We start from the raw sequence: 18,054 nt of genomic DNA, 5'->3' as shown, positions 1-18,054 counted from the left end.
CAGCAATTGCTGAGCCTAATTCGATTAGTTAAGTTGAGTTTCAAACGTAAGATGAACATTGGCACTCGCTTTATCCGCCAATGGATTATCTTTTAATTCACCTTTGTAGTTCGCTTTCATTAAGTAGCGCCCGGCGACTTCTGGCGTGAAGATCACTTTGCCATCTTTATCGCTCACCACATCGATTTGTTCTTGATGGTTTCGGTACATGGTACCTTCACGTGTAATCTCAGCAGTAACGCCCTCTTGTGGCTCTCCGTTAAAGAAAAACTGGAAAGTCACAGGCTCACCTTCAATGATGTCCGATGGATGCGTGATCGGTTTCATCTCCAGCATTTTGCCTTCAATCTCCAACGCTTTGTCCGTTGGCATACCAACCGTAATGTAGCTTTCTGCTCGGGTGTAACTTAGTTGAGTAACCACATCACGCGCTTGCTCAGGAAGCACGTCACCACGCTCAGCTTTGTTTGCTCGCGCCCATTTCACCGTATCACGACGGCCCGCTTTGTATTGTGTGTAGTAGCTCGGCTGATTATTAATCGCGACTTTGTGCGTGCCTTCTTCTGTAAAAAAGAAATCAAACATAGAGCGACGCTTGCCACGAACAACAAAGTTAGGACGCTCAGAGCGGCCATCCGGCATCACCACAAATGCCTGATCACTACCCGCAGGCTTATCAAAAACAAACGTTCCGTGAGAGGCAGTAACATCAAATGTCAGCCAGTCACCGCCTTCTTTAGAAACCGTAAAGTGAGAGGGCAGAACCCAACGTGGATGTGCTTGTGCGGTGGTGGTTACAGCCAATCCCATTGCCATTACACTCGCCAATGCCACTGCTTTCATTTTGGTTTTCATTGTTGTGTCCTTTAATCACTTAACTTGATAATTGACGGTGATGACACCCGTCTCTTGTGTTGGTTTAAGCTCATAGCGCACGTCACTGTCCGCTAGCGTTATTTTTTGACGTAAGTAGTTTCGCCCACCGTGTTCACGAACGACCTCGACGTACAACGTGTAATTTCCTTGTTCCAAACGCTCCCCTGCGTCATTGGTTCCATCCCAGACAAAGCGGTATTGACCAGCAGGACGTGTTGCAGAAGTCACCGCATCAACAAGTTCACGATCATAACGACCCGCTTTTCTCCACCAGCTGCGTAGATCTTTTAACCATTCGTCTTTCCCTACCCATAACTGGATGGTTTTAACCGGTTTACGCTGATCGTTTTCAACCCAAACCGCCACATAAGGGCGTGCATACATTGAGGTATCTATCTTTGGAAGTTCGAGTTCGAAGTCGACCTTCGCGTTATCTGGTAGAGGCGCCGCGGAAAGAGAGAAAGGAGTAAAAGCCGCGATCAAAGCGGCTTTACAAAAGTGATTACGGCGGAAAAATCTTCCTGTGTTCAACATAAGTGTTCTCTAAAAAAGCTGTTATGGAACAGCAACAAAATAAATTACGAGCGACAGTAACGTACCAAAGCTCATCCATTGCATTGACGTTCTGAGCGTCTTCTTCTTAGGCAGTAACAAGCACACGCCTGTAAGAACAAAAAACACCATCAAAAGCGCAGTGACGTCGATAAACCACTTCCAAATCCCACCACTGTTGCGTCCTTTATGTAGATCGTTCAGCAGCGCAACAATACCGTAGTGCGTCGTTTCGACGTCTGCTGCACCAGTAGTCATATCAATAAAGACCGTAGCGTTATAACCCGGGCCTTTAAAATCCATAGAAAGCTCTCCGAGTAACAACTCACCTTGCTCAACTTCGGTATACACATCTAGTGCGGAGGGAGTGCCGCGAAGCTCGGTTTCTTTAGTCATGAAAGCCACCAGCCCTTCACGATTAGGTTGAAAGGTATCTGAATGTGAGAATAAAACTGAGTGCGGAACCGTCAGAGTATGTTGTTGAATGATAGGTTCACTGCGTTCAAACAATTCGGGGCGATTGAGGGTAATACCAGTTACTGCAAAAAACAGCGTAACTAAGAGAAGAGCCATCGAAATATAGATATGTAGGCGGCGAGCCCAAGTTTGAACACCTTTGCTTTTAAGCAACATAGAAACAATCATCACCAATAAATGTGAGGCATAATTTAGGTGATAATCATTCGCATTGGCATTTAATTTACATTGTTTACTTTTTCAATTCAGCTTGGCTTGCACATGTTTTAGCTATTTGGGCCAATGCGAGTTACCGATTGCCTACCCTCTAGATAATAACCCTATCAATTTTAATGACTCAAAATTTAATGATATTTCCAATACTAAAAAGTGGGATAGACTCCACCAAAATGCGCCTTTATGTATATTTAATGAAAAGCTTAAAAGCTATCCATAAACTAGATAAAAAAGGTAAGCTAAGAAGTTAGTGTAGGGTTAGATAGAGAAGATTTTCTGATGCTAGCCAAACGTTATGGTGTAGTTCAGAAGGAAAAATATGAACAAGAATGTTGGAATAATTCTCTTATCACTTTTCTCAAGTGTCACTTTCGCAAGTGAAAAGTTTGAAGCCAGTTTGTTTAACAACGTAAGCCAATCTATCGATAATTATGGTGCTAAGATAAAGCTGTGCGAATCTATGGCAGACCAGAATACACCTGACAAACAAACCCTAGAGTATTCAAAGAAGCATATAGAAGCATATAGAAGCATTAACTCCTGTTCTGCCGTTTTAAGCGAGAAAGCTTTTGAGGCTTGTGTATTAAAAGAGAAGCAAGAGCTAGCATATTATCTATTAATAGCAAAAAATAACGCTTCAAGAACCTCAACATTAAAGCTTGTAGAATCGACTGAAAGCCTAACTTTTCATATCGAACCTACATCGAGAGAAAAGTTTGAAACACTGAGCAAGGTACATCAAGAATATATAGAGAAAAGCCCTTTTTTCTCCCGACCATTTGATGCATTAGCTTTTTATGAAAAGCTCATACAATAAATAGCCTTTATGACTTTAGACAAAAAAATACCCGAGACTGAGCTCGGGTATTTAATAAAAATGTTCGCTATGAGTTCTGCGTCGATTCTACTTTGCGTAGCTGGGATAGATACTTAACCCAACTCTTTGCCTGATTCGATGGCTTAATCTCATTCGCTCTTTTGGCATTAGCGAGCGCATCGTCAAACCGCTTAAGTTTGTAGTAAGCGCGAGTTTTGATAAGTGCAACATCCGCTTTACGACCTCTGACCTTATCGAGCGCGGCAATGGCATCTTTATAATGGCCTTCTTGCACCAACAGTTGAGAATAGTTCCAGTAATACTGCCTATCTAGCTGAGCTGCAATACGCCAGCTATCAATAGACTCTTCCCACTCTTTTGCCATTTGCCAATACGTTGCTTGCTGAGCTTTTAGCTTACTATTCGAGTTTACATCCTCTAGCTCGTTCATCACCAACGCAGCTCTCTCAGGAATACCTCGTTTCGCGTACAATTGTGCCAGCAGCTTTAAGTCATCTTGGCTAAGTTGTAACCCTTTCAGTTTTGCCAACGCCAAAGAGTCTAGGGCACGTTTGTTGTCATCAACCCGTAGGTATAGAGCAACAAGCTGACGCCACCATTCAATTCGTTCAGGTTCAATCACGATTAAGCGTTTGATGGTCGAGATTGCCGGCTTCCACTTTTTCAGTTCTAGCTCAGCAGAAAGCTTTATCGACAATGCGCCAAGCTTGTCTGGCTGACCAAATTTCTCATAACGAGCCATTGCTGAAAGCACTTTTTGCCACTGACTCAGTTGATAATGAGATTGGGAAATACGCAGCCATAGCTCATGCGCTTTTTGACCTTTAGGAATGTTTTGGCTCAAGGCATAGTAATGAGGTAACGCCTTAGAAAAACGTTGCTCGTTCAGCAGTATATCAGCCAACATTTTTCGGGTTTGCCATGCTTGCTCATCTTGTAGCAAACCACTATTGACTGCCAACTCAAGTTGCTTAATCGCCGCTTGAGTTTGCTCATTCTGCCAGTAAAAAATACCCAACATTCGAGCGACATAAGCTTGATCATATCCACGAGAAAGCTCCATAGCTTCAAGAGATGAAATCGCTTCTTTCAGTTTCTCTTCTTGAGCCAAATTATGTGCTCGTTGAACTCTCGCTGCGGTGTATTGGCTTAACTCACTGGCAATGGTTGAGAGTGCACTCAGGCTTAATACCGTACCGATTAAGAATTTTTTCATCATTTGGCTAACTTGAACTCCACTTTAGCGGTTTGTCCGAACTGCTCAATTGACACACCATCCTCAACTTTTGGCTGATACTTCCATTTTTTAAGCGCACGGATTGCTTCCCTTTCAAACATGCGCTCGGGCTCAGCCTCGATCACTTCAATATCTTTTGGTCGTCCAGTTGCATCGATCGTGAAACGCATAATGACATAACCTTCCACTCTACGTTTCAGCGCCTTACTTGGATAGCGAGGATCAACACGATACAACGGCAGTGCTTGCTGGTTGCCCATTGTTCCCTTCAAGTTTGGGGCGCTAATCGCGATGCCTTCAAGGGCTGTGTTTAAACCTAAAGCACTGACTGGCGTCATCTGACTCATTGGTTCCATTTGAGTGTCAGCTTGAGACAGATCCATTGGCTCCGGCGCTTGAGGTGGTTCTGGTTGCTCCGGCACTGAACGTTGACGACGCTGCACGTCTGCTTCATTCTCTACCATCACCATATCAAAACGAACGGCTTCTGAAGCTTCTGGTGCACGCTGGTTGCCTTTATCAACCATCCACGCCATAAAGCTAAACAAGCTCACAGAAATTAACAGTGATGCTGGTAGTGCAAGTAACAGCCTGCCCATTAAGGTTTCTCCGCCGCCAACGCAATGTTCTTCACACCCGCCGCCTTTGCAGCGTCCATCACTTTCACGACAGTGCCATTGTAAGCATGCTCGTCAGCTTGGATAACTAACGAGGCATCAGGCTGATCAAGTAACAGGTGCTCAATAGAGGCCTCAACACGCTCAATATCAACCACTCGTTTGTCGATGTACACATCATTCGCTGCCGTTACTGCGATAAAAATGCCCGCATCTTTTTGGCTTACTACATTAGAAGCCTGAGGGCGATTCACTTCTACACCGGATTCACGTACAAACGAACTGGTCACAATGAAGAAGATCAACATGATGAAGACGATATCAAGCATCGAGGTTAAATCGACTTGAGCTTCATCTTGTTGGTTAGGTCTGCGTCCGAGTCTCACTTTTGACTCCTTAAAGATTGTTCTAACTGGATAGCTTTTCGTTCACACACTTTGCTAAGACGAGCATGAATAAACATGCCCGCAAGCGCTGCTACCATACCTGCCATGGTTGGCAGCGTAGCAAGTGAGATACCAGAAGCCATCAATTTCGGATTGCTGCTGCCTTGCGATGCCATTACGTCAAACACCGTAATCATGCCTGTCACCGTCCCTAACAACCCTAGCATTGGGCAAACCGCCACAAGTAGCTTAATAGTCGATAGGTTTTGGCGCAGTTCGATTTGCGCTTTTGCAATCCATCCTTCACGGATTTGATGCGCGTACCAAGAGTGGTGCTCTGATCTTGCTTGCCACTGCTCACAAAGCTGTTTTTTTACCCCAGGGAAAACCGTTGTGAGATAAATAACTCGCTCCATAACCAACAGCCAGCACACCGCCACGACGGCGGCCAGCCACCATAGGATTTGACCACCTTGCTGCATAAAGCTCATCAAGGTTGTGGCCCAATCCTCACTGATCAAACCCAATGTGCTGAGTAGGATCTGCTCCATTACGCTGCGTTCTCCGCTAAGGTGTTAGAATGGCTTTTGTTACTCGGCATATCACGCTCAGCTTGTTCTGCAACTAAACCGATGCCTTGCTTTTCTAAGATACTGCGAATATTTTCTGCTTGAGAGCTCAATACGTTGTGCGCTAATAGCAAAGGCATGGCTGAAACAAGGCCAAGTACGGTAGTCACAAGTGCCATTGAAATACCACCCGCCATTACTTTCGGATCACCATTACCAAATTGAGTGATGACCTGGAAGGTTTCGATCATACCCGTTACCGTGCCTAGTAGGCCAAGCATAGGAGCTAGAGCTGCAAGAAGCTTAAGCATCGACAACCCTTTTTCTAGGTGGGTTTGCTCATCAACAACAGCTTCCAAAAGACGTAGTTCTAACGCTTCTACGCTGCGATGCTTGTCTTTCTGGTATACCGCTAGCACGCGACCCAAAGGGTTGTCTCCTGGCTGCGCTGGGGTTTTCAGTTGCTTCATGATTTTCTGGCGCGAAATCATCAGTGATGCACCACGTACGAGCGCAATCAATAGGCCGATAGCCAATAAACCAAGGATGATTTTACCGACAACGCCACCCGCATTTAGGCGATCAGCCAAAGTCGGTGAGTTTGCAAGCTGTTCAAGAAGAATGCCACGTGACGGATCAATGACAAGTGCATCAATGTCACCAGAGGAAATAGTATTCGCTGTTGGACCGTTCTCAGGCTGACGAAGATAGTTTACCGCGTCTCCGCGTTGACCATTCCACTTAACGTAGCCAGTCTTATCCAGCAGCGCCATAGAACCAAGACGAACACCATTAACCGTTTGTTCACGACCTTCGCCATTTAGCAGTGTGAAAGAGACGTTTGCCATTTCACCGCTTGCTTTGATTTGTTCTTCCATGCTGCGCCACATCGCCTGAAGTTGGGTCAACGTTGGCAGTGATTTAGCCGCAACAATAGCATCGATATCTTTCTGATATGAGTTTGCATCAACACCGGTTACTGAGCTTTTTAGCTCAGACTCTAGCTCTTTTGCGTTCTGGCGAACGACGCCAAATAACTCACCTAGGCTCCCGGTTTCTAGACGCAACTTTTCTTCTAGCTGTGCCAGTTCTGCTTCATTTTCACCGAAGGTAACACTTAATGAGTCCGCTTCTGCTTGAAGAGCAGCCCGCTCTGCCACCAATTTATTCTTTATAGTCTGTAGCTCTTGCTCTGTTTGCTTAAAACCTGATTCACGCGCGACATTGTGCGATTGCTGTTGACGATTTTCTTGCTGCGCCTTTTGTAACAACGCATCACTAGCAAAAGTTGTATGAGGCATTAATGCGGCTGTCGAGATTAATGCAACCGATAACCATTTTTTCATCATTTATTTGCCCTCCGCAGCGGTTAACGACACTGGCAGAGTTAACATGCTCGGCGCGATCTGTTTATTCGCCATAGCGAACGCTTTGTCTAGCTCTGATTTTTGCTCAGAACCCACTTGTTGCCATGCGTGTTGTTGCTGCGACCAGCTCCAAAATGTGTCACCAGATAAGCTACGCGCTACCAAAGACAAACGGCCTAAATAGAGAATGTCCGCCTCCACAACTTCATTGTCACCCAGGTTAATCTTGCCTTGGTAAACGCCAAGCTTGGTGCCGTAATCCATTTCAATTTGGTACGCTTCTAAAATACGACGAAACTTCTCTGCATCCGCAACGTCTGCACGCGTCATCATGGAATCCAGCTTTGCAATTCGCTCCTCACGTTGCGCTTTGCGTATAGGCTTGTCGTTAGCGACGAGCACTTTTAAGCCCTCAAGCATGTGATACATCAAAGGCACGACACCTTGACGAGTTTGAGCAATCTGCTCAATTTGCTCGTTCAAGCTATCAACTTCTTGATTTTGACTTTCAACAAGGCTTGCAAGATGATCGCGATAAATCTTCAAGTTACCGACTTCCTCTTGCAGCTGCTCAATTTCAGCTTCTAGAGTAAGTGATTTTTCTGCGCTTGCATCAATACGTTTTTGGCTTACCGCCGACGACTGGTTTGTTTTACTCTGCACAGCTTGTGCATCGTTTAAGTTCGCCGCGTGAGCGGGAATCAAAACCGATGATATCAACAGAGCGATACTTGATTTCATTAGATTCATACGAGTTATATTTCTGTGTTCCAAAAACGACCAAAGGGGAAGACTACCCTTCCCCTTTAATAATCAAATTGTTATCAGTACTTGAACTGGATTGTTGCCATGTAGTTGCGGCTTTCTCCAACCACAACCCCACTCGCACCTTTTTGCTCGCCATTCGTGCTACCACCACCTGCGAAGTAGTCAGTATCGAATAAGTTTTCGACATTGAATCGAGCAATAATATCCAAGTTCTCATCGTACTTATGTTTGTATGACACGCCCATATCAACGCGAGCGTAGCCATCTTTCTTGAAGGTGTTCTTTGCATCACCGTAGCGATCACCTTCATAAATCAAACCAAGGTTTAAGTTAGTGTTGTCTTGAACCTTGTAGCTAGACCATAGACTTGCCGAGAACTCTGGCACGTCTACAGGGCGGTTACCTTCATATCTTTCTGCCTTCTTAAGCTCTGCATCCAAATACATTGCAGAAGCGGTTAGCGACAACTCTGGGGTCACAAAACCTTGAGCCATTAACTCAGCGCCTTTGTGAACTTGCTCACCACCTTGCGTTTTCTTGTGTAGGAGATTGCCGCCCGCGTCTTTGCCGCTTTCAACATCCAGCGAGATGTTCTCTAACGTGATATCAAACACAGCACCAGATACAAATAAACGCTGATCAAACAGTTCCCACTTCGTACCGATTTCATAAGAGATACCACGCTCAGCGTCGAGTTTCTCACCTTCATTGATGTAGGTACGACTACCGTTGCTGACTTCACCTTGAGGCATGAAGCTTTCAGAATACTGAACGTAAACCGAGCCATTCGTCGATGGGTGGAATATCACACCTAACTTTGGAGAAACTTGGTTTTCGGTCAGTTCATCATCACGCTTTTCGTCATAACGAACACCTGCAAGCACTTGCCAGTAATCATTAATCGTCATCATATTTTGCGCGTAGATACCCCAAGTATCGTACTCAGCTGTTGGTGATTTCCTCGAACTACTATAGCTAGGCTTAGGCACCGTTTCTCCTGGCGCAATACTCGCCTCATTATGAAATGCCATAAAGCGATCATAACTGTAATCTAAGTAGTTAGCGCCCACTAACAACGTGTTTTCCGTACCGAACAAAGTAAAGTCCGTCGTCACATCTATATATGCAGTATCAAATACCCAATTATCGGAGCGATCGTTGCCTCGATGCTTAATCGTATTTAACTCTTCATACTGATCAAACTTAGGGTAAGACTCTACATCAAAACGCTTAAAGTCTTGGCGGTTGTAACCTGCTTTTACGTTCACGTTATCCGTGACTTGCGCATTAATATCGACACCGTAGTTTTCTACTTCGTTATCAATTTCAGACCACTGCGCATCCCAAATGTACTTATCACCGCGAACCGCTTTGCCATCAACAATGTATGCGCCAGAGTCCACGCTACCGTCGTCTTTCGTGCGATCGTAATGAGCCGATACCATAAAGTTGTCTGTGATATCGTACTCAACCACTAGGCCAGCTACCGTACGATCTGTTTTAGGCTCAGTGCCATCACCGTACCTGCGCCAAGAGCCGTAGCTTTCTTTGGCAAAAATTGCGCGCGCTCGCAGTGTCTCTGCATCATTTAGCGCGCCACTCACATCAAGCACAGTGCGTGAGTGATCATTCGAACCTAGATCTTGACTCAAACTTGCTTGTGTTTGAGTTGTTGGTTTTTTCGAAACCATGTTTACCAAACCACCCGGCTCAGATTTACCGTATAGCAGACCTGATGGACCTTTAAGCACTTCAACACGCTCTAAAAGCTCAATTGGCTGACGGTAGTGTGACCAGTGTTGACGACCATCACGAAGAAAACCGTCTGAACTGCTAAGTTCAAAACCACGTAGAGAGAAACGTTCGCGGTTACGGCTTGTACCACCCGCGCTAACACTTGCATCGTTACGTAGCACTTCACCAAGTGTACTTGCACGCTGCTCATCAATTACCGTTTCATCGATAACCGCTACTTGTCCCGGCGTTTCCAGCTGCGTCATTTCCATGCGCATTGCTGTACTGTTTGTATCTGCCTTGTAGCCGAACTCTCGACCTTCTACAACTACATGTTCGTCTGTTTGAACTTCCGCCACTGCAGGTGTTGCTAACACTGCACCGATCACTAACGCCAAATGGCTCTTAGTAAACATATCCTTTCACTCCGATTATTATTTTTCGGGTCACATACTTGTTGAATGCGATTCCCTCTTAATTATTTCGCGGGTGAATATAAGTGATAAGTATTACCATTTGCATTAAATTTACATTCTTTGCATTTGCAAACTTTTGTAAAGTACTCTCTGATGATGCGCCATGATAATGTGACATTAATCACAAAAATTACGACTTAATCATACTTATTGCTTGAACACTAAAGTAACCCTCAAACCGCCTTGCTCACGGTTTTTCGCCGTGACTGCTCCACCCATAATACGCATGGATTCTTTGACAATCGCAAGACCTAAACCGTAGCCACCAAGCTTTTTATCTCTAGAAGCATCTAAGCGTGTAAACGGATCAAAAATATCGACCAGCTTGTTCTCTGGAATACCAGGCCCATCATCAGATACTGACATGGTGGTGAACTGCTGCCCTTCTTTGACATAATTTTCCAGAGAAACTTCTATCTGAGATGCTGGTCCTGAATATTTAATGGCATTACCAATAAGATTGTTCAAACAACGAATGACCAGCGTTTCTTCACAAATGGCTTTAGCACATACAGCTTCTGAGCGGAAAGACAACGTCTGTTCTGACTTCAAATCTATTTTGCAACGTTCTACTTGCGGGGAGAGCAAAACTTCTAAATCACAGCGTTTCGTGGCTTTGTCGAAGCGCGCATTTTCCAAGCGACTGAACTCCAATATATCGCTGATCAAATGGTTTAGCTCTTTTGCTTCATCTTCTAGCCTTGCCACTAGGCTTTGCTCACTTTCTCCAACACGCTTTCGCAAAAGATGCAGAACCAAGTTCTGCCTCGCTAACGGCGTTCTCAATTCGTGAGAGACATCTCTTATAAGCAGTCGCTGCTTTTCAGCGAGAGAATGAATCTGTTGCGTCATGTGATCGAAATCTTGCGCTAACTCGTTAAACTCACGCGTGCTCGACTTCAGCTCTTTCACGACACTGACATTAAAATCGCCATTAGATAGCTTTTTGCTTGCTTCTCTCAATCGATCCAATGGTTGCTGTAAGTTACGTGCCATTAGCAGCGAAAAGAGCGCCAAAATAACCACTGCAATCACGACTTTGAGAATAGAGAAATACAGAATGAAGTCATTTGCAGGGTGCAGTCGATGTGGCAATTGAATCACTAAAGTATTGCCATGAACTAAAGGAATATTGATGATGGGGCGATTCACTTTCCCCTCAAGTTGATCATCAATGCTTCTCTTAAATTGAAGTTTGAACTCGAAGTGCGGATGCATCAGACGGTGCGTAACTGGTTGCTGATGTTCATTCAACACAAATAAATAAAAGTTTTGCGCATTTGCCCAGTCAGCAAGTTCGTCCATGTCTCCGTGCTCAATCAATACATTGGCTTGATGTGCAAGGTCTAGCATTTCTTCTCGCACACTATCGGGCACTTTCAACATGGCTTTCACCAGAGCTTGTTCCGCTAAGGATTGCACGACCAAAATACTAATGACAATTGCGGTCATGCAACTAAATAACTTGAACGCTAAGCTATCTTTACGTTTTGCAATAAAAGGTGGACATCGGAGCTTCATTAACGGTTTACAGCCTCTAAATAACTGTAACCTTTGCCACGGAAGGTTTTGATATGTTGCTTGGAAAGCCCCGCTTCAACTAACTTGCGACGTATGTTACTGATGTGCATATCAAGGTTGCGATCAAAAGGACTCAGCTCTTTCTTTAACACTTCAGTTTGAAGCTCTGCTTTTGAAATCACGACTCCTTGGTTTTTTACCAAGTAGCTCAATAGTTCAGCTTCCGTACTTGTGAGGGGTAAGCTATTAAGCTGGTCGCTGATCGTTTGAACGGTACTACACATCGTCTGACGTTGACGTTCCAAGCCAACACGACGAAGAATCGCTTTGATGCGCATTAGAAGCTCAGCGACATTAAAGGGCTTTCCGATATACTGATCGGCCCCCGCTTGGTAACCATCAAGCATCGAGTTTTCATCGTTGAGAGCGGTAAGCATTAGAATAGGTGTCGCGAAGCGCTGACAGATCCTACGAGCAACTTGCATGCCGTTAAGGTTTGGTAACATGACATCAAGCAATACAAGATCTACAGGCGTTTTTTCCATATATTGCAGCGCACTTTCACCGCAATGCACAGAAGATACGATGTAGCCCTCCTCTTGCAAAACCGCTTCTAACAGCTCACACAAAGGAACGTCATCATCGACTATCAAAACTCGTGACATTACCACTCACCATTCAAATAAAAATGGTTCGCATTTTATTACTCATTTACCAATTAAACAACTACACACTCTAAGGCTTTAAGTCCACAGGACTCAGTCCAAGAAGCAGCAACGTACTATTAGAGTTTAATGTTCACTTGTACTAAAGGTTCCTAACAATATGCACCTAGATATATCTTCATAGAAAAAACGAGTACAATCAGGCAACCGCAAAGCAAAAGATAAAGCGAATGGAAACGTTATTAATTGGTCACCGTGGCGTGGCAGGTTCATACCCTGAGAATACAAAAATAAGCATTCAGGCAGCCATTGACCTGGGGTTGAAGTGGGTGGAAGTGGATATACAGCCTACCAAAGATAATGTTTTAGTGGTTTGCCATGATCATACCGTCAATCGATGCAGCAATGGACAAGGGCGTGTTGATGAGCTCACCCTGGAAGACTTAAAAGCATTAGATTTCGGTAGTTGGTTTAGCACAGACTTTTCAGGCGAGAAGATCGTGACACTAGATGAACTGCTCACTTTAGCTACTGAGAATAAGCTTAACTTGAATATCGAAGTTAAAGTAGACAACCATCCAGCGGAAGAAGTGGCGCAGACTCTCGCCAATGCGTTAACAAAAAGTCCAATGCCGCAAGAGAATGTACTCCTATCGAGCTTTAGTCATGACGTCATTAGAGCGATGCACAAATACTGCAGTGGCTACCGATTGGGTGTGTTAAGTGAATTCTTTACGAGAAAAGATAAACGCCTTTTGGAAGAAGTTAGTGCCTATAGCTGCAACCTAAATATTAACTGGGTTCGTACTCGCCAGATAAACAAACTCCAACAAGCCGGTTACAAAGTGATGTGCTATACGGTGAACAATCCAAATAAACTGAAATACCTGCCTCAGTTAGACGGTATTTTTAGTGATCATCCACAGCGCTTTATGCCATAGCCTATAAGAGCCAGAACATTAAAGGGGACCTTTTGTTACCACTCAATCTGAATTGGTGTCCCCATCTCGACAAGCTGGATAAATTCGTCCATCTCCTCGTTGGTAATCGCAATACACCCATTAGTCCAATCAAAACTTTGGATGTAAATCGGCAACTGACTCTCACCGTTTTTTAAGCCATGAATTTTGATGTTCCCTCCAGGGGACACACCTCGGCGCTTCGCTTCCAACGTATCAATCGCATCAGGGTAACTGATATGCACAGAACGATAAAAAGCAGAGTCCTCTATAACATAATCTAGAGTGTATTCGCCCTCTGGTGTGCGATTGTCTCCCTCTTCTTGTTTATGTCCTTGAGGGTTCGCTCCTAAAGCAATTCGGTATTCTTTTAGCACTGCTCCTTGTTCCATCAAATACATTCGACGCTTAGACTTGTCGACTTTAACGAGGTCAACAGCTGCGTGAGTGCCAGAAGCAAACACACAACACAAGAACATAGAGCACCATTTTACTGACATTGTCGTAACGCCTAAGCTAATAAAGTGAACAAGAAAAGAGCGATAATGCTAGTCAGTTAATGCTCGTAAAGCAAACAGTATCTAATGCGGAACCATAAGATAGACTCGCTGAAAGGCGTACTTCTTATCGTTATTTGATACAACAAAAGTCAAAGAGAAGATTTCTCTATTCATTGCGGCTAAGTTGCATTACTTTATAAGCATATTTATTTATAAAGTCCGCACTTTTTGAGAGGGAACCATGATTAACATTGCTTTTTTTAGTGCAAAATCCTACGACGAAGCCTCTTTTAATAAAATTAAAAATAACCGCGATTTTGAATTTCACTATCACGACTTCCGACTAACCGAAAAAACAGCCAAGATGGCGCACGGCAGTGATGTCGTATGTGCGTTTGTTAATGATGATCTTTCAGCTCCTGTCCTTAAACAGCTTTCTCTGGGCGGGACCAAGCTTATTGCTATGCGCTGCGCGGGATATGATAAAGTTGATCAACAAGCAGCCAAAGAACTAGGCTTACAAGTGGTTCGAGTTCCTGCTTACTCACCAGAAGCAGTGGCAGAGCACACGGTTGGTTTAATGATGTGCCTAAACCGCCGCCTTCACAAGGCCTACCAACGCACACGTGACGCCAACTTCTCGCTAGAGGGTCTTGTTGGCTTTAACTTTTTCGGAAAAACCGTTGGTGTTATTGGTACGGGTAAGATTGGTATCGCGACGATGCGTATCTTCAAAGGGCTTGGCATGGAACTGCTTTGCTACGACCCCTACGAAAACCCATTAGCGCTAGAAATGGGAGCCCGTTACTGTTCGCTTGAAGAAATCTACGCTAATGCGGATATTATCTCTCTCCATTGTCCAATGAGTGAAGAAAACTATCACTTATTGAACGAAAAAGCCTTCGCGCAAATGAAAGATGGTGTAATGATCATTAACACCAGTCGAGGCGAGTTGCTAGATTCACTAGCGGCGATAGAAGCGTTGAAACAAGGTAAGATTGGTGCGCTTGGCCTAGACGTGTATGACAATGAAAAAGACTTATTCTTCCAAGATAAATCTAACGATGTCATTGTCGATGATGTTTTCCGCCGTTTATCGGCTTGTCATAACGTGCTGTTTACTGGCCACCAAGCATTCTTGACTCACGAAGCACTTAATAACATTGCCTCTGTGACGCTTGATAACGTCGAAGCCTTTTTCTCTGGTAACGTATCGGGCAATGAACTGATTAACTAAAGCCAGACAATCGAGAAGTATAGTAGAGCGTGTGATCTCAGCTATGCTATACTCCTCGACTATTTAAAATTTGAGCCAAATTACCATGAGCATAAAAACTGATATTCAAAAGCTGCACAACCGTTTAGATACATGCCAACGTAAACTTGATGCGGCACGTTCTCGTGGTGATCACGAAATGATTACAAAGTTCACGGATGAAGTAGAACAGCTTACCAAAAAGCTTAACCAGTTAAAGCACAAGCAAAACTATGAGCTGAACAAAGAACGTAAAAGCTTACTTGATATGCCTTTCTCTCGTGAAATCACCAAAGCAGAACAAGCGGACATCGGCAAACTGAAAAAACGCGTACGCGGCTTAGTAATCGTTCATCCATTAACAAAAGTTGGTAAAGAACTTCGCCTTGATGTGATGACAGGCTTTGCGCCAAAAGAGTTTTAAAACTCGCATTAACATTTATGGAGCCCAAGCATTTGCTTGGGCTTTTTATTTTGTACTGCTTCATTAGATTTCATCGAAATATCAATCCATAAGCTATTAAAAAGGCCAGCGACAAAAGCCACTGACCTATTTCGACCAATATCGTCCGCATTATATCTCAACGTTACGACAGTTGCTGCAACTTGTGCTCCACAACGGGATCATTCGGAACCAACTGCTGAGCGACTTCCAAAAGTTGTACTGCATCTTGCGGGTTGTCATACTCATGCTTAAGTGCAATATCAACAAGTGGCTGAATATCGATTTGTGCTTGATGCTCCTTCACATGTTCTTTCTTTTCTTCAATTAGTACATTATGAGCGGTACTCAGTAAGTTTAAACGATGCTGTGAGCTCGCATTCGCCTTGTTAAGGCACTGATAGTAATCTTCTTTTAAGCGCAGCGTTTTGGTCTGATGACGAAACTGCGCTATATCTATCTTCTGATAACGTATAAAGTCTACGGCCACTTGCTTATAAAAACCGAATTTATTCAAATACGTCGCGTGGGTACCATGTCCCATCCCGAAGACTCTTAAGTGAGTGAGCTCTGGGTAACGTTTGGCGTGAAGGCGGTCGATTTCATTAGTTGGATCATAAATGATATAGCCTTTTGCATCGCCAAGGTCGAGGTCGTGATACTTTCCTTCCCAATCAAATTGTTGGGCAAGTTCAGTACTTGACCTATCATCCCATGGCACCAGCACTTTGTTTTTTGTGCTGACCGGGTGAAACATCAATACTTGATCCAACTTTAATAGATTAGAAAAGGCACCAATAGCAAAACCACCGCGGCTAAGCCCATAACCTAAACGACATTCAAAAGGCTCAAGTAAAGTTGACAGTTGCTCTAGAAAGAAAATCAAATTACGGCTGCGAAACCAGTTACTTTTCCCAAGATGCTGAAATGAAATAATATTTACTTTTTGTTTCTGGGCTAAGCGATAACCCCAAGGCGCAAAGTCTGAGTGTAAGTCCTGTACTTGTAGATTCGTACCAGCAGGGGAAAAGGTGAACAACAACGGTTTATTGCGGTCGACAAACTCATACTTAACAAATACATCATCAAGTAAGTCCTCCCCGGACATCGGTAGCCTGGTTTGCTGTTCTTCACGAGAAAGAACCAGCCATTCATCCAACCAGTACAGTAACTTCATTAATCCTCCATCTAAATTGCGCCTAGCAATTGTGTTAAAAATCTAGTTTTTAGTGTGTGATCATCTCCCCCTGGTTACAGGGGACTCTGATATCAGTCCTCTTTTAAAACAAAGCGTGAATTTGCTTATTAAATTGGTCAATATCTAAGGTTTGATGGCGAACAAACTCCTGCGCCACCAGATTAAAAAATTCTAATTTATCTAATTGTGCGAATTGAGTGCCGTGTCCCATACCGACGACTTTTAAATGGGTAAGCTCGGGATAACGTTCAGCATGAAGACGATCAATGCGATTGGATGGGTCATAAATAATATAACCTTTGGCATTGCCCAAATCTCTATCATGATAGCCGCTTTCCCAAGCAAACTGCTGAGCAAGCTCAGTACTCGGCCGATCATCCCAAGGCACTAACGCTTTATTTTTTGTGCTAACAGGATAAAACAACAAAAGATTTTCTAGTTTCAGCAAGTTAGCGAACGCGCCAATTGCAAAGCCACCTCGACTTTGCCCATAACCCAAACGACATTTGAAGGGATGAAGCAACTCAGATAGCTGCTCCAGAAAGAAAATCAAATTCCGACTACGGAACCAATTACTTTGTCCTAAATGTTGAAAGGCAATAATGTTTACTTTTTGTTGTATTCCGAGCTCGTAGCCCCAAGGAGAAAAATCCGGAGTTAAGTCTTGTACCTGTACATCAGTACCGGAAGGAGAAAATGTGAACAACAATGGCTTGTTAAGATCGACGATTTCATACTTCACAAACACATCATCAAGTAAACCGTAGCCAGAGATAGGTAAAGCCATCTCTTGTTCTTGCTGAGTAAGAGCTTGCCATTCATCTAACCAGTAAAGTAGCTTCATTTTTTCTCCAAGTGCATCCGCAGTATTTAGACTGGAACTCTATCAAAATGCGTTTAAGCATCCCACGTTGAGATTTAAAAAAGCTCTATTTGAAGCCCAAATGGCGTATGGAAATGTCTTCGATTGAAGGTATTACTGCGTAAACTAAACCCAAAGTAGGTACGCAAAAACTTGAAGAAAGAGCTAGAGAAAAACCAATTAGAAGTTTCGATAACAGCGGTTAAAAAACAGCAGATACAAAAAAACCGCTGTAAGAACAGCGGTTTTTTTAAAAGTGGCGGAGAGATAGGGATTTGAACCCTAGATACGCTATTAACGTATGCCGGTTTTCAAGACCGGTGCTTTCAACCACTCAGCCATCTCTCCACAAATTGTCACTAAAACTTAGTCTTATACTATTGATGCTAATTTTTAGTTTTGCCTTCAGTTATCTCAATTAAAGAGAACTTGAAAGCGATGTTTAAAGCCTGGCGATGTCCTACTCTCACATGGGGAAGCCCCACACTACCATCGGCGCTATTTCGTTTCACTTCTGAGTTCGGCATGGAAATCAGGTG

The 18,054-nt window shown here is 43.8% G+C and carries 19 protein-coding genes, 1 tRNA gene and 1 rRNA gene; 4 read left to right on the top strand and 17 right to left on the bottom strand.

The window, feature by feature from the left end; genetic code table 11:
* Nucleotides 1-24 precede the first annotated feature (24 nt).
* Genes IQP38_RS21795 through IQP38_RS21785 form a run of 3 tightly spaced genes read right to left on the bottom strand, consistent with a single transcriptional unit; the run spans nt 25 to nt 2,061 of the window.
* Complete coding sequence (locus tag IQP38_RS21795) at nt 25-855, bottom strand: DUF4198 domain-containing protein (protein ID WP_005374252.1); 831 nt, start codon at nt 853-855, stop codon at nt 25-27.
* A gap of 15 nt (nt 856-870) precedes the next feature.
* Complete coding sequence (locus IQP38_RS21790; RefSeq protein ID WP_017635538.1) at nt 871-1,410, bottom strand: DUF2271 domain-containing protein; 540 nt, start codon at nt 1,408-1,410, stop codon at nt 871-873.
* Between the two features lie 21 nt (nt 1,411-1,431).
* Nucleotides 1,432-2,061: a PepSY-associated TM helix domain-containing protein gene (locus IQP38_RS21785; protein WP_193838035.1), complete on the bottom strand. Its 630-nt coding sequence runs from the start codon at nt 2,059-2,061 to the stop codon at nt 1,432-1,434.
* Nucleotides 2,062-2,440: 379 nt separating this feature from the next.
* On the opposite strand from IQP38_RS21785, the gene IQP38_RS21780 reads away from it, so the two are divergent.
* Nucleotides 2,441-2,938: a hypothetical protein gene (locus IQP38_RS21780; RefSeq protein WP_193838034.1), complete on the top strand. Its 498-nt coding sequence runs from the start codon at nt 2,441-2,443 to the stop codon at nt 2,936-2,938.
* Nucleotides 2,939-3,005: 67 nt separating this feature from the next.
* On the opposite strand, the gene IQP38_RS21775 is transcribed toward IQP38_RS21780, so the two are convergent.
* From IQP38_RS21775 to IQP38_RS21735, 9 genes are all read right to left on the bottom strand, one after another.
* Nucleotides 3,006-4,178, bottom strand: a complete 1,173-nt coding sequence (locus IQP38_RS21775) for a tetratricopeptide repeat protein (RefSeq protein WP_054574485.1) — start codon at nt 4,176-4,178, stop codon at nt 3,006-3,008.
* Nucleotides 4,175-4,795 (bottom strand): energy transducer TonB, encoded by a 621-nt coding sequence (locus IQP38_RS21770; RefSeq protein WP_005374256.1) that lies wholly within the window; start codon nt 4,793-4,795, stop codon nt 4,175-4,177. The genes IQP38_RS21775 and IQP38_RS21770 overlap by 4 nt, the downstream gene beginning before the upstream one ends.
* Complete coding sequence (locus IQP38_RS21765) at nt 4,795-5,199, bottom strand: ExbD/TolR family protein (RefSeq protein ID WP_005374257.1); 405 nt, start codon at nt 5,197-5,199, stop codon at nt 4,795-4,797. Before IQP38_RS21765 ends, IQP38_RS21770 begins: the two co-directional genes overlap by 1 nt.
* Complete coding sequence (locus IQP38_RS21760) at nt 5,196-5,750, bottom strand: MotA/TolQ/ExbB proton channel family protein (RefSeq protein ID WP_017635540.1); 555 nt, start codon at nt 5,748-5,750, stop codon at nt 5,196-5,198. The genes IQP38_RS21765 and IQP38_RS21760 overlap by 4 nt, the downstream gene beginning before the upstream one ends.
* Complete coding sequence (locus IQP38_RS21755; protein WP_085569257.1) at nt 5,750-7,117, bottom strand: MotA/TolQ/ExbB proton channel family protein; 1,368 nt, start codon at nt 7,115-7,117, stop codon at nt 5,750-5,752. Before IQP38_RS21755 ends, IQP38_RS21760 begins: the two co-directional genes overlap by 1 nt.
* Nucleotides 7,118-7,885: a DUF3450 domain-containing protein gene (locus IQP38_RS21750; protein WP_085569258.1), complete on the bottom strand. Its 768-nt coding sequence runs from the start codon at nt 7,883-7,885 to the stop codon at nt 7,118-7,120. It lies immediately after the preceding gene.
* Between the two features lie 74 nt (nt 7,886-7,959).
* Nucleotides 7,960-10,053, bottom strand: coding sequence for a TonB-dependent siderophore receptor (locus IQP38_RS21745; protein WP_161440718.1), 2,094 nt, complete (start codon nt 10,051-10,053; stop codon nt 7,960-7,962).
* A 207-nt stretch (nt 10,054-10,260) separates the two neighbouring features.
* Nucleotides 10,261-11,634 (bottom strand): sensor histidine kinase, encoded by a 1,374-nt coding sequence (locus tag IQP38_RS21740; protein ID WP_017819704.1) that lies wholly within the window; start codon nt 11,632-11,634, stop codon nt 10,261-10,263.
* Nucleotides 11,634-12,299, bottom strand: coding sequence for a response regulator transcription factor (locus IQP38_RS21735; RefSeq protein ID WP_005386018.1), 666 nt, complete (start codon nt 12,297-12,299; stop codon nt 11,634-11,636). The genes IQP38_RS21740 and IQP38_RS21735 overlap by 1 nt, the downstream gene beginning before the upstream one ends.
* A 230-nt stretch (nt 12,300-12,529) precedes the next feature.
* Between IQP38_RS21735 and IQP38_RS21730 the strand changes: the two genes are divergently transcribed.
* On the top strand, nt 12,530-13,240 hold the full coding sequence (locus tag IQP38_RS21730; RefSeq protein ID WP_017819703.1) for a glycerophosphodiester phosphodiesterase family protein: 711 nt from the start codon (nt 12,530-12,532) through the stop codon (nt 13,238-13,240).
* 35 nt (nt 13,241-13,275) lie between these two features.
* Here the strand turns inward: IQP38_RS21730 and IQP38_RS21725 are convergent, their stop codons facing one another.
* Nucleotides 13,276-13,758 (bottom strand): L,D-transpeptidase family protein, encoded by a 483-nt coding sequence (locus tag IQP38_RS21725; protein WP_017819702.1) that lies wholly within the window; start codon nt 13,756-13,758, stop codon nt 13,276-13,278.
* Between the two features lie 241 nt (nt 13,759-13,999).
* Here IQP38_RS21725 and IQP38_RS21720 point away from each other — a divergent pair, with 241 nt between their 5' ends.
* Nucleotides 14,000-14,995, top strand: coding sequence for a 2-hydroxyacid dehydrogenase (locus IQP38_RS21720; RefSeq protein WP_054579202.1), 996 nt, complete (start codon nt 14,000-14,002; stop codon nt 14,993-14,995).
* Nucleotides 14,996-15,080: 85 nt separating this feature from the next.
* Nucleotides 15,081-15,437 carry a YibL family ribosome-associated protein gene (locus IQP38_RS21715; RefSeq protein ID WP_005374274.1) on the top strand — a complete coding sequence of 119 codons (357 nt, stop codon included), beginning with the start codon at nt 15,081-15,083 and terminating at the stop codon, nt 15,435-15,437.
* Between the two features lie 163 nt (nt 15,438-15,600).
* On the opposite strand, the gene IQP38_RS21710 is transcribed toward IQP38_RS21715, so the two are convergent.
* The 4 genes from IQP38_RS21710 to rrf form a co-directional block, all read right to left on the bottom strand.
* Nucleotides 15,601-16,632 carry a cytosolic protein gene (locus tag IQP38_RS21710; RefSeq protein WP_193838032.1) on the bottom strand — a complete coding sequence of 344 codons (1,032 nt, stop codon included), beginning with the start codon at nt 16,630-16,632 and terminating at the stop codon, nt 15,601-15,603.
* Nucleotides 16,633-16,735: 103 nt separating this feature from the next.
* Nucleotides 16,736-17,497 carry a cytosolic protein gene (locus tag IQP38_RS21705; protein ID WP_104976327.1) on the bottom strand — a complete coding sequence of 254 codons (762 nt, stop codon included), beginning with the start codon at nt 17,495-17,497 and terminating at the stop codon, nt 16,736-16,738.
* 275 nt (nt 17,498-17,772) lie between these two features.
* Nucleotides 17,773-17,863, bottom strand: a tRNA-Ser gene (locus tag IQP38_RS21700).
* 99 nt (nt 17,864-17,962) lie between these two features.
* Nucleotides 17,963-18,054: ribosomal RNA gene (gene rrf / locus IQP38_RS21695) — 5S ribosomal RNA — on the bottom strand; the annotation flags it as partial.

It is taken from the genome of Vibrio sp. OPT41, from assembly GCF_015163595.1.
Classification (GTDB): domain Bacteria; phylum Pseudomonadota; class Gammaproteobacteria; order Enterobacterales; family Vibrionaceae; genus Vibrio; species Vibrio alginolyticus.
Note: the sequence above shows the minus strand (reverse complement) of the source record. Positions and strands in the feature narration are given on the sequence as shown.